Source organism: Aeromonas sp. DNRA1, assembly GCF_963888745.1.
GTDB lineage: Bacteria > Pseudomonadota > Gammaproteobacteria > Enterobacterales > Aeromonadaceae > Aeromonas > Aeromonas hydrophila.
Genome location: NZ_CAWPKQ010000003.1, coordinates 578,145 through 590,102, shown reverse-complemented (window position 1 = coordinate 590,102; position 11,958 = coordinate 578,145). Strand labels below are relative to the sequence as shown.

10 protein-coding genes are annotated in these 11,958 nt (G+C 61.3%); 4 read left to right on the top strand and 6 right to left on the bottom strand.

What is annotated here, in order from left to right:
- Positions 1–25: 25 nt before the first annotated feature.
- The 3 genes from AACQ43_RS12595 to prpB all read right to left on the bottom strand — a co-directional run bounded on the left by AACQ43_RS12595 (position 26) and on the right by prpB (position 3,627).
- Positions 26–1,471: a bifunctional 2-methylcitrate dehydratase/aconitate hydratase gene (locus AACQ43_RS12595; protein ID WP_168967494.1), complete on the bottom strand. Its 1,446-nt coding sequence runs from the start codon at positions 1,469–1,471 to the stop codon at positions 26–28.
- Positions 1,472–1,600: 129 nt separating this feature from the next.
- Positions 1,601–2,728, bottom strand: a complete 1,128-nt coding sequence (prpC, locus tag AACQ43_RS12590) for a bifunctional 2-methylcitrate synthase/citrate synthase (protein WP_168967493.1) — start codon at positions 2,726–2,728, stop codon at positions 1,601–1,603.
- A gap of 11 nt (positions 2,729–2,739) precedes the next feature.
- Positions 2,740–3,627 (bottom strand): methylisocitrate lyase, encoded by an 888-nt coding sequence (prpB, locus tag AACQ43_RS12585; RefSeq protein ID WP_168967492.1) that lies wholly within the window; start codon positions 3,625–3,627, stop codon positions 2,740–2,742.
- A gap of 148 nt (positions 3,628–3,775) precedes the next feature.
- Between prpB and AACQ43_RS12580 the strand changes: the two genes are divergently transcribed.
- From AACQ43_RS12580 to rsmF, 4 genes are all read left to right on the top strand, one after another.
- Positions 3,776–4,408: a paraquat-inducible protein A gene (locus AACQ43_RS12580; protein ID WP_168967491.1), complete on the top strand. Its 633-nt coding sequence runs from the start codon at positions 3,776–3,778 to the stop codon at positions 4,406–4,408.
- Positions 4,386–4,994, top strand: coding sequence for a paraquat-inducible protein A (locus AACQ43_RS12575; protein ID WP_168967490.1), 609 nt, complete (start codon positions 4,386–4,388; stop codon positions 4,992–4,994). Before AACQ43_RS12580 ends, AACQ43_RS12575 begins: the two co-directional genes overlap by 23 nt.
- A 60-nt stretch (positions 4,995–5,054) precedes the next feature.
- Positions 5,055–7,607 carry an MlaD family protein gene (locus AACQ43_RS12570; protein WP_168967489.1) on the top strand — a complete coding sequence of 851 codons (2,553 nt, stop codon included), beginning with the start codon at positions 5,055–5,057 and terminating at the stop codon, positions 7,605–7,607.
- 130 nt (positions 7,608–7,737) lie between these two features.
- Complete coding sequence (gene rsmF, locus AACQ43_RS12565) at positions 7,738–9,165, top strand: 16S rRNA (cytosine(1407)-C(5))-methyltransferase RsmF (protein WP_168967488.1); 1,428 nt, start codon at positions 7,738–7,740, stop codon at positions 9,163–9,165.
- Positions 9,166–9,385: 220 nt separating this feature from the next.
- Here the strand turns inward: rsmF and AACQ43_RS12560 are convergent, their stop codons facing one another.
- The 3 genes from AACQ43_RS12560 to AACQ43_RS12550 form a co-directional block, all read right to left on the bottom strand.
- Positions 9,386–9,655 carry a RepB family protein gene (locus AACQ43_RS12560; RefSeq protein ID WP_168967487.1) on the bottom strand — a complete coding sequence of 90 codons (270 nt, stop codon included), beginning with the start codon at positions 9,653–9,655 and terminating at the stop codon, positions 9,386–9,388.
- Between the two features lie 179 nt (positions 9,656–9,834).
- A complete protein-coding gene (locus AACQ43_RS12555; RefSeq protein WP_248280998.1) occupies positions 9,835–10,776 on the bottom strand; it encodes a site-specific integrase in 942 nt (313 codons plus the stop codon).
- A gap of 388 nt (positions 10,777–11,164) precedes the next feature.
- Positions 11,165–11,944: a TatD family hydrolase gene (locus AACQ43_RS12550; RefSeq protein WP_168967486.1), complete on the bottom strand. Its 780-nt coding sequence runs from the start codon at positions 11,942–11,944 to the stop codon at positions 11,165–11,167.
- Positions 11,945–11,958: the final 14 nt, after the last annotated feature.

Sequence of the window (11,958 nt, the reverse complement as noted above, 5' to 3'; positions counted from 1 at the left end):
TGACTGTGCGCCGATAGGCGAGCGGTCAGATCACCAGCAGGTCCATGAAGGCGTGCACCGGGGTGACGGCCAGTTGCTTGCCATCCTGGCAGAGGGCCAGGAGCGCCTCGGCCCGTTTGGCCGGGAAGCGGGTGGCCAGGTTGTGGCGGAACTTCTCTACCAGCAGTGGGATACCCTCTTCGCGGCGGCGACGATGACCGACCGGGTACTCCACCTCCACCTTGGCGGTGTGGGTGCCGTCCTTGAAGAAGACCTGGATGGCGTTGGCAATGGATCGCTTGTCCGCCTCCAGATACTCGCGGCTGTAGCGCTTGTCCTCCTGCACTACCATCTTGGCGCGCAGACCATCGATGCGGGGATCGGCAGCCACGGCGTCCTCGTAATCCTCGGCGATGAGGCGACCGAAGATGAGCGGCACCGCCACCATGTACTGCAGGCAGTGATCCCGGTCGGCCGGGTTGTTGAGGGCGCCGACCTTGCTGATGATGCGAATGGCCGACTCATGGGTGGTGAGCTCGATACGGTCGATCTCGTCGAGGCGTCCCTTCACCTGCTCATGCAGCTTCATGGCGCTCTCCACCGCCGTCTGGGCGTGGAACTCGGCGGGATAGGAGATCTTGAACAGCACGTTCTCCATCACATAGCTGCCGTACCCCTGATGCAGGACGAATTGGTTGCCCTTGAACAGCACGTCGTAGAAGCCCCACTTGGGGGCAGTCAGTGCGCCGGGATAGCCCATCTCGCCGCTCATGGTAATAAGGGCGAGGCGCACCGCCCGGGAGGTAGCATCCCCCGCCGCCCAGCTCTTGCGAGACCCCGCATTGGGTGCATGACGGTAGGTGCGCAGGCTCTGGCCATCGACCCAGGCCTGGGAGACCGCATCGATCACCTGAGCGCGGCTGCCGCCCAGCATGTGGGTCACCACGGCGGTACTGGCAACCTTCACCAGCACCACGTGATCGAGACCGACTCGGTTGAAGGAGTTCTCGAGCGCCAGCACCCCCTGAATCTCGTGGGCCTTCACCATGGCCGTCAGCACATCGCTCATGGTGAGCGGCGCCTTGCCTTCGGCCACCCGGGTACGGGAGAGCCAGTCGGCGGTGGCGAGGATGCCACCCAGGTTGTCGGAGGGGTGACCCCACTCGGCGGCCAGCCAGGTGTCGTTGTAATCGAGCCAGCGGATGATGGCGCCGATATCCCAGGCCGCCTTGACCGGGTCGAGGCAGAGCTGGGTACCGGGTACCCGGGCGCCGAAGGGTACGACGGTGCCCGGCACGATGGGACCAAGGTGCTTGGTGCACTCGGGAAAACGCAGGGCCAGGAGGCCGCAGCCCAGGGTATCCATCAGGCAGTAACGGGCGGTATCGAGGGCGGCCTGGCTGGTGATGGGGTGATTGCAGACGTAATCGGCAATATCGACCAGCACCTGATCGGGGTCTGGTCTGTGGTTGACGTCGACGTTGGCGGACATCGTGACTTCCTTATCGTTGTTGTGAATGAAACAGGGTCATGAAACGGCGCCCTGCCCGCTCGTCTGCACGCATCGACCCCGGTGTTGCCGGGGTCGGGTGAGGCAAGGGAGTGACAGGGCTGCCCATGTTTATCGCTGCTGCAGCGAGACGAAATGCCGGGGCGCCGGGCCGACGTAATCGGCGCTCGGGCGGATGATCCGGTTGTGTTCGCGCTGCTCCATCACGTGGGCGCACCAGCCGGTGACCCGGGAGCAGACGAAAATGGGGGTGAACAGCTTGGTCGGGATCCCCATGTAGTGATAGGCGCTGGCGTGGAAGAAGTCGGCGTTGGGGAAGAGCTCTTTTTCTTCCCACATCACCTTCTCCGCTTCGCAGGAGACGCGATAGAGGCGATCATCGCCCACTGCCTCGGCCAGCTTGGCCGACCAATTTTTGATGATGACGTTGCGAGGATCCGAGGTGCGATAGACGGCGTGGCCAAAGCCCATGATCTTCTCCTTGACCGCCAGCTTGGCCAGCAGCTCGCGCCGAGCCTGGGCCTCATCCTGCCAGGGTTCGATCATCGCCATGGCGGCCTCGTTGGCGCCGCCGTGCAGCGGGCCGCGCAGGGTGCCGATGGCCGCGGTAACACAGGAGAACATGTCAGAGAGCGTCGAGGCGCAGACCCGCGCCGCGAAGGTGGAGGCGTTGAACTCATGCTCTGCGTAGAGAATGAGGGAAACGTGCATCACCCGGCGCTCCAGCTCGCTCGGCGCCTTCTGGTGCAGCAGCGCCAGGAAGTGGCCGCCGATGCACTCTTCGTCGGTGTCGAGGGGGATGCGTACTCCGTCGTGGCTGAATTTGTACCAGTAGAGGAGAATGCCCGGGAAGGCGGCCAGCAGCCGATCCGCCACTTCATGCTCGTGCTCGAAGCCATCTTCCGGCTCCAGATCGCCGAGCATGGAGCAGCCGGTGCGCAGCACATCCATGGGGTGGGCGTCGGCGGGAATGCGCTCGAGCACCTCCAGCAGGGCGGCAGGCAGGGTGCGCAGGCTGCGCAGCGTCCGCTTGTAATCCTCGAGCTGCTGCTCGTCCGGCAGCTCGCCCTTGAGCAGCAGGTAGGCGACCTCTTCGAACTGGGCGCCATCGGCCAGCTCCTGAATGTCATAGCCGCGATAGGTGAGCCCGGTGCCGCTCTTGCCCACGGTGCAGATGCTGGTCTCCCCTGCGCTCTGGCCACGCAGGCCGGCGCCACCCAACGGTTTTTGCTGTCCCATTGCCTTTCCTCCTAGTCCCTGGATGTAAACAGACGGTCCAGCGTCTGCTCGTAGTGGTGATAACCGAGGAAGTCGTAGAGCGACTCCCGGGTCTGCATGGTGTCGACGACGGCCCGCTGATGGCCATCCTGGCGAAGGTGCTGATAGACGTTGAGGGCCGCCTGATTAGCCGCCCGGCTGGCACTCAAGGGATAGAGCACCATGTCGACGCCGTGGGCGGCGAGCGTCTCCTTGTCGAACAGCTCGGTTTTGCCGAATTCGGTCATGTTGGCGAGAATGGGGACCCCAGCCGCTTGCTTGAACAGGTCATACTGACCGAGCTCGGTCACCGCCTCGGCGAAGATCATGTCGGCCCCGGCGGCCACGTAGGCGGCGGCGCGCTCCAGCGCCGGGCCAATCCCCTCCACCGCCAGCGCGTCAGTGCGGGCCATGATGACGAACTCGCCATTCTCGCGGGCATCCACCGCCGCCTTGATGCGATCGCACATCTCCTCCTGGGAGACCACCGCCTTGTTGGGCCGGTGGCCACAGCGCTTCTGGGCCACCTGATCTTCCATGTGCACGGCGGCCACCCCGGCCCGCTCGAAGACGCGCACGGTGCGGGCGATGTTGAATGCCCCGCCCCAGCCGGTGTCGATGTCGACCAGCAACGGTACTCGGGTCGCCGCCGTGATCCGCTCTGCATCGATCAGCACGTCATTGAGGGAGGTCATGCCGAGATCCGGCAGGCCATAGGAGGCGTTGGCAACGCCGGCGCCTGACAAATAAATGGCCTGAAAGCCGCTGCGCTCTGCCATCAGTGCCATGTAGGCATTGATGGTGCCGACGATCTGCAGGGGGCGTTCGTTGGCGAGGGCGGTGCGAAAACGCAGGCCTGCCGAGGGGGTAAGGCTGGACATCATGACTCCTTTCACTTGTCTGGTGAGACTATCTAATATCACGTTTACGTTAACGTCAATCATACTTTCGTGGCATACCCCCGCCAGGCAAGACAGGACGCGGGTTTTAGGGTAAATTTCACCAATTCCTTCAACAGGTTGAATCGTAATGTCGGATCTCAATCCCGTGATCGTCTGCCCGGCTTGCGACTTGCTGATCGAACGCAAGTTATTGCCGCTGAGGCGCCACGCCCACTGCCCCCGCTGTCACCAGCATCTGTACGGGCGCTATGCATTTCGTCCCTCCCAATTGATGGCGCTGACCATCACCGGCTTCCTGTTGCTCCCGTCCGCCTTCTTCGAACCGCTGATCTACCTGCGCCTGGCCGGCGTCAACTCGGACGCCAACTTGCTCAAGGGCATCATGGTGCTGCTGCTCGAACACGAGATCTGGGTGGCGGGACTGGTGTTCTGGTGCGCCGTGCTGGCGCCAGTGGGCTTGCTGGTCGGGATCTTTGCGCTGGCCTCGGGCCTCGCCAAACGCTGGCACATACTGGCGCCGACCCTGAAGGCGGTGGAGGTGTTTCGTCACTGGGCCATGCTGGAGGTTTATATCGTCAGCCTGCTGGTCGCCCTGTTCAAGCTGATCGACATCGCCGATGTACGCCTCGGCGGCGGTCTGTTGAGCCTGGGGATCCTGATGTTGCTCAACCTGACCCTGCTGATCCTGTTTGACCCGGCCCCCTACTGGGAGCGAGTACCGCTGGAGGAGCCGGACCATGTCCCAGACCAGCGCCCGTGAACAGGGGCTCTGCCGCTGCCACACCTGCGGCCTGCTGGTGCGCTATCAGGCGGGCAGCGTCTGCCCCCGCTGCCACAGCCGGCTGCAGGTGCGCATTCCCCACTCCCTGGCCTGGTCCTGGGGGCTGCTGGCGCTGGCCAGCTTCATGTTGCTGCCCGCCAACCTGCTGCCCATCACCCATTTCTACAACAAGGGATTGTTGCAGTCCGATACCATCTTCAGCGGTATCATGATGCTCTATCGCAGCAAGATGTCGGGCATCGCCACCATCGTCCTCACCGCCAGCATCATAGTACCGGTGGGCAAGATCCTTGGGCTGGGCTGGATCTGCTGGCAGTTGCAACGAACAAAGCCGGTGCGGCGCAAACGCCAGCTCATCATGTATCGCATCATCGATTTCATCGGTCGCTGGTCCATGCTGGACTTGTTCGTCATCTCGCTGATGGTGGCCCTGGTTGATCGCGGGGTGCTGCTCAACGTGCGGGCCGGCCCCGGCGCCACCGCCTTTGCCGGCGTGGTGGTGCTGACCATGATGTCGGCCCGCATGCTGGATACGCGCCTGCTGTGGGACAAGGCGGCCCGCTAGGTCTGCCATCACATATGCCTGAAACTGTTTGTCTTTATCTGAGCCAATTAAGGAGTCGGTATGATCGGGGCTGAACCCGTCATTGAGAAGCGTCGCTGGTTGTCACCCGTCTGGTTGCTGCCCTTTATCGCCCTGTTGCTGGCGGGAGGCTTCATCTACCAGCAGTTTGCCAGCAGTGGCCAGCTGATCCGCATCAACTTCGCCCAGGGCAACGGTATCCTGCCGGGCAAGACCCAGGTGCGCTATCAGGGGGTCGCCATCGGGGTGGTGCAGGAGCTGGAGCTGGCCGAGGATGGCCGCAAGATAGCCGTGCTGGCCAAGATTGACAGCCGGGCTCGCCCGCTCATCCGCAAAGGCTCGGACTTCTGGCTGGTGAGCCCCAAGGCGTCGCTCACCGAGATCTCCGGCCTCGATACCCTGGTCTCCGGCAACTACATCAACCTGCAGCCCGGGCGAGACAACAACCCGCTGCAGGAGGAGTTCGACGCGCTGGACGGCCCTCCCCCCGGTTATCAGGCCCAGGGACGAATGCTGCACCTGACTGCCGATTCGCTCGGCTCGGTCGGCATCGGCGCCAAACTCTATTTTCGCGGCATCGAGGTGGGCAGCGTCATCAATACCCGCCTTGGCGAAGAGAACCAGAACGTGATCCTGGATCTGGTGATCGAGCCGCGTTTTGAGCACCTCATCAAGGCCGACACCCGCTTCTGGAACATCAGCGGCATCAAGGGCTCCTTCAGCCTGGCCGGGGTCAATGTGGAGGCCGGCAGCCTCACCTCCATCCTGAGCGGCGGCATCGCCTTCGACTCTCCCAAGGATTCCCCAGAGCCGGAAAAAGGCCAGGTCTTTACCCTCTACAAAGGCTTGGCCGAGGCGGCCCGCGGCGAGCGGATCGACATTTTTGCGGGGGATCTGCCCATCAAGGAGGGGATGCCGATCCTGTTCGAAGGTATCGAGATTGGCCGCATCGACCCCATTCGCCTCACCGACAAGGGCCGGGTGGTGACCGCGCTGATCAACCCGGAGCAGGCGTTTCGGATCACCGGCAACAGCCGCCTGGTGTGGGAGAGCGTCTCCCTCGGCGCCGGTGGCATCAAGCATGCGGATCGCCTGCTGGCGGGCCCGGCCATTCGCCTCGACTATGTGGCGGGCGAGCGGGTGAAGGCCATGACCCTGAGCAGCAAAGAGGAACCGGGTGGCATCAAGCTGGTGCTGCAGGCCGACGATCTGGCGGGCCTCAACGAGGGGGCGCCGCTTTGGTACAAGGGCTTGCAGGTGGGTCAGATCAGCCAGCTCACACTGGATGGCGGCGGCAATGCCAGCGTGGCCCTGGTCGTGCAAAGCCAGTATCAGCATCTGCTGAACCGGGCCCGTTTCTATCGGGCGGCGCCGCTGCAGATCGATGCCGACTTGAGCGGCATCAAGGTGGAAACCAGCCCGGCCAGCGCCTGGATTGGCGGCGGTATCAAGCTGGTGCAGGCCCCCGCCGGCGAGCGGGTCAACCGGCTCTATCCCAGCCAGGAGCTGGCCCTGCTCGGCACCCGGGATGCCAAGCCCCGGCGCTGGGTGTTGAAGGCGGAGCAGGCTGACGGTATCGGCATCGGCTCCCCCGTGCTCTATTTGGGGCTCGAGGCCGGCAAGGTCAACGCGTTGCGCGCCGCCAAGGAGGGGGTGGAGATCGAACTCGAGATCGCCGGTGTCTATGCCCCCCTGCTGGAGCAGCAGCCGCAATTCTGGAAAAAGCCGGCGCTGGATACCCGGGTGCGGGTGGATGGCGTGCAGGTCAAGGTGGGGAATCTCGCCACCCTGCTGCGCGGTGCCATCGAATTCGATCGGCTCGGCACGGGCCGCAGCAGTCACCAGCTGTTTGACAGCAAGGAGCAGGCCAAGGCCAAGGTACGGACCCTCTCCCTGGTGGCCGACAGCAACCCGGGACTCGGGGTCGGCAGCCCGATCCGCTACCGCGGGGTCGACATCGGCAAGATTGAACAGATTGAGCTGGAGCCGACCCTGGGCCAGGTGATCTTCAAGGCCGAGCTGGATGGCCAGTATGCCGCGCGCTTTCTGCAGTCTGGTGCCCGCTTTACCCTGGTGCAGGCCAAGCTGGGGCTGGGCGGCGTGGCCCACCTAGATACCCTGATCAAGGGTGCCTTTGTGGAGGCGCAGCCCGGTCAGGGTGCAGGCAAGGAGCGCTTCCCCCTCAGCCAAAGCAGCCCGGCAGGCCTGGCGCTCACCCTCAAGAGCGCGTCGGTCAACGGTTTGAGCGTCGGCAGCCCATTACTGTTTCGCAAGATGGTGGTGGGCAGCGTGACCAAGGTGGCGCTGGCCCGCGATGGCAGCGAGGTGCTGATCGACGTCAACGTGGAGCAGGAGTACGCCCATCTGGTGCGGGCCAACTCCCGCTTCTGGAACGTATCCGGGGTCAAGGCAGATATCGGCCTGACCGGCGGCACCATCGAGGTGGAGACGGTGCAGAGCCTGCTGGCGGGCGGCATCGCCTTCAACACTCCGGAGAAAGAGATGGGGCCGACCGTCAAGGCCGGTCATAGCTACCCGCTGTATGCCAAAGCTGAGAAAGAGTGGCAGGAGTGGAGCCCCCGCATCCAGCCCTGATCTCTCCCCTCACCCAAGCTCACTTAAGCCCGGCACTGTGCCGGGCTTGTTTTTACTCGCCACGCTTTCAGAATATTCCTACCCTTGTGATAAGATGTCGCCCCTCTTTTTCGGTCAACGAGACTGCACCGTGCACGACAACACCTATCTTCCCGATCACTTCTTGCGCCATATCGCGGCCATCATGCCGGCGCACCTCTCCATGGATGAGTTCGTGGCCAGTTGTCGACGACCGCTGCGGCGCAGCATCCGGGTCAACACCCTGAAGATATCGGTGGCGGCGTTTGTAGCGCGGATGCAGCCGCTCGGTTGGCAGCTCGATCCCGTGCCCTGGTGCGACACCGGCTTCTGGCTGAGCCGTGAAGACGAGAGCGTGCCTCTTGGCAACACTGCCGAGCATTTGAGCGGGCTCTTCTACATTCAGGAGGCGAGCTCCATGCTGCCGGTCACCGCCCTGTTTGCCTGCGAGCAGACCCGGCGCGATGGCATGCTGCTGGACGCGGCGGCGGCCCCCGGCTCCAAGACCACCCAGATCGCGGCCTTGATGAACAACCAGGGCATGCTGGTTGCCAACGAGTACTCCAGCAGCCGGCTCAAGGTGCTCAGCGCCAATCTGCAGCGCTGCGGCGTGACCAACGTAGGCATGACCCATTTTGATGCCAAGGTCTTCGGCCAGTGGTTGCCAGAAACCTTCGATGCCATCCTGCTCGACGCCCCCTGCTCCGGCGAGGGCACGGTGCGCAAGGATGAAGATGCCTTGCGCAACTGGAGCATCGAGAGCATCGACGAGATCGCAGCGGTGCAGCAGGGGTTGCTGGAGAGTGCCTTTCATGCCCTCAAACCGGGCGGCGTGCTGGTCTACTCCACCTGCACCTTGAGCCTGCAGGAGAACCAGGCAGTCTGTCAGTCACTGCTGGAGAAGTTCGGCGATGCGTTCAGCTTTGACTCGCTGGCCGATCTCTTCCCCGCTGCAGAGCAGGCCTGCACGCCGGAAGGATACCTGCACGTTTGGCCCCAAATCTTCGACAGTGAAGGCTTTTTCGTTGCCAGATTGCGCAAGCATCACTCCGTGCCCAACACCATGTTCAAACCGGGCAAGCTCGGCAAATTTCCCTTCTCGCCGCTGCCGGCCAAAGAGTCGGAGCCCATGCTGCGCGAGATAGAAGCCACTTTCGGGGTCGTGCCGCAGGGAAATCTGTTTGGCCGCAGCGAGGAGATCTGGCTCTTCCCCCAGCGGTTCGAACAGGTACAGGGCAAACTGCGTTTCGATCGCATCGGGCTGAAACTGGCGGAGACCTTCAAGAAGGGTTATCGACTGACCCATGAGTGGGCACTGGCCTATGGCGACGGTGCGAGCAAGGGATTCGTCGAGCTCGGCATTGCTGATGCGCGGGAGTTCATGATGGGGCGGGATGTGTGGCCGGAGCAAGTGGCTGGCACTGGCGAGGTAATCGTCCGCTATCAGGGTCATACCCTGGGCATGGGGAAATGGGTGGGCAGCCGGGTCAAGAATGCCCTGCCCCGCGAGTTGGTGCGCGACAACAACCTGTTTGTGTAACGAGTGTTGTTGGAGCTGGAAAACCCACACTCCGGTTGAACTTTTGCGTGGATCTTGAAAAGCCTTGAGCTTTGTCTAAGCTTAAGGCTATCCGAACACCAGTTAGCGCACGGCTCTGCAAGGAGCCAATTCCCCTATGCCAGGTACAAGGAATTCGTACCTGGCTTTTTTTATGTTCGCCGTTCGCATGTAGCAATGAAACATCATGCCGCCGGTACGTTTACTCGAGCTCCTCTGCCGGCTCTGGTACTTCGACATGCGGCGCAGCTTGTTTCTGTTCAAGCTCATGTTGATAGAACAGATCGATGGCCTGCTCGATGAGAGAGGCCTGGCTGTCTTCGAGCTGCAATCCCAGCATGGCCAACCGTTCGGCGTGGCGATTGCTGATCCAGCATTGCAATCGGCTGTGAGTTTCCTGTTTGCGTTTCACGTGCTGGCGCTGGCGCTCGGCGTTGTCTTGCGCACTGCTCACTTTCATTTCCTGGCTCATATCACCTTGCAATTTTGATTCTTATCACCTGTTATCTCTCACCAATTCTTCACCATTCGCTGGCCAACGTGAGGAGCCTGACTCTCCCCCTCTTGATGGGGTTAGTTCAGTGCGTTGCAAATATATCATTGGATCAACAAGATATCATTTAACATAAAAATATGAGTGACGCGGTTATATTACAGCAAACCATCCAGGGCGTGATCCGAGAACTTGTGGGCATCGTCGAAATACTCTTGCAAGGTGCGGATGTCCTTGTGACGGGTGACCTCAATGATCTTGTTCATCGGTTTACCGGCAGTGACTGCCGAGGTGATGAAGCCGCGGCGCAGACTGTGGCCGCTGACCTGGAGATCGTCAATGGCCTGACCGGTGCGCCGCTTGATCATCAGATTGATACCCTGCGGACCTAGCGGCTCCTGCATGAGCTGACCCCAGCGATTCATCCGGCGAAACAGGGCTCCCTCGCTGATCCTGCTCTGTTTGAGCCAACGCGCCAGTGCCGACACCGGACAATATTGTTTGCCGGGCACCAAGGCGATCTCCGTTTCATGTAGCTGATGCTTGCTTGGCTTGAGCCGAAGGCGGATCCCCTGCCCCACAAAGTCGAGGTCATCCACCTCAATTCTTGCGGCTTCCGAGCGTCGCAAGGCGCCGCTGAACATCAGTAACAACAGGGTGTAATCCCGCAGCCCCGCCAGATTGCCGGTGTCGATCTCATCGAGCACACAGGCCAGTGGTTTCAGGGTCAGCGCTCCCGTTTTGCGTTTGCGGTTGTCACCGAGCCGCACTATGCCCCGCATCATCTCCTTTATCTCTGCGTGCTCGGTCGGCATGGGGTGGATCCCCTTCTGCTTGAAGGCATAACGAATGCCGGCGAGCCGTCTTACCAGGGTGGCCGGTTTGCGGGGTTCGCCGTTGCGCAGTTCCCCCTTCCCCTCTTCTTTGTCCAGCCAGATCCAGTCCGCCAGGATGCCGTCAGCCTGATCTGCCAGGAAGTTCATGATGTGATGATGGGTGGTCTGCAACGGATCGAGCCCATGCAGCTGACACCAGAACACGAAGATGCGGGTATCGGCCTGATAGGCATTGAGGGTGGAATCGGCTTTGGCGCTGCGCAAGAAGCGTCTGGCCCGGCTGTTCAGTTGAGGATCGAAGACACTCTGCAAAGCCTGTTGAGTTTGAGCCTGGATATCTGGGTAGTTCACTTAACTCTATGATTTAATACGGAGTTTCGTTGCATCTTACAGGATCTTGAAGATCTATCAAGTATCGATAATGAATATTATCGATACTTATGAAGAGTCCTTTTTACCCATTTCAGCCCCCTCATTTATTCCTCAAATACCCTCTGAACCCAGCTTCGTTTATCAGAGGTTGGTGATTTGATCTCATCAGCATCCACCACACCAAGTGAGAGATAACGACCTGCCGTGATCGCTTTTGGGTGGGTCATGATAGTGTCGATTGTCATAGTAAAACGCCCCGCTATGCGGGGCGTTGTTTGTTTTATCGCTTTGCCAACTTGAACAACTCGAAGAAGTTGTGACTGGTCGCTTGCGCCAATTCGGCCAGCGGTATTTGCCGCAGATCCGCGATGAACTGGGCCACGTCGCGCACAAAGGCCGGCTCGTTCTCCCTGCCCCGGTGCGGAACCGGTGCCAGATAAGGTGAGTCGGTTTCAACCAGCAGTCGCTCCAGTGGCAGCGCCTTGACCACCGTCTGAAGAGCAGCCGCATTCTTGAAAGTGGCAATGCCGGAGATGGAGATATAAAAACCCATCGCCATGGCCGCCTCCGCCATCTCGAGCGACTCGGTGAAGCAGTGCAACACCCCGCCGACCTGCTCGGCCCCCTCTTCGCGCATGATTTGCAGGGTATCCTGCTGGGCATCACGAGTGTGAATGATGAGGGGCTTGTTCAGGGCGCGGGCCACCCGGATATGCTCGCGGAAAGAAGCCTGCTGTACTTCCTTGTTCTCCGGCGAATAGAAGTAGTCGAGCCCGGTCTCACCGATGGCCACCACCCGTTCATCTGCCGCCTGAGTCAGTAACAAGGCGGCATCGACGCCAGGTTCCTGGTTGAGAGGGTGCACGCCACAGGAGGCAAACACCTGAGGATAAGGGGCGATCGCTTCCAGCATGGTCGGGAACTGTGCCTGGGTGACGCTCACGCACAGAAAATATCCCACATCCTGTTCGGCGGCCTTGGCCAGCACATCGGCCATATTGGTCTGCTTGCTGCCATAACTCAGGCGATCGAGATGACAATGGGAATCAACGAGTAACATATAAAACCTTTGTA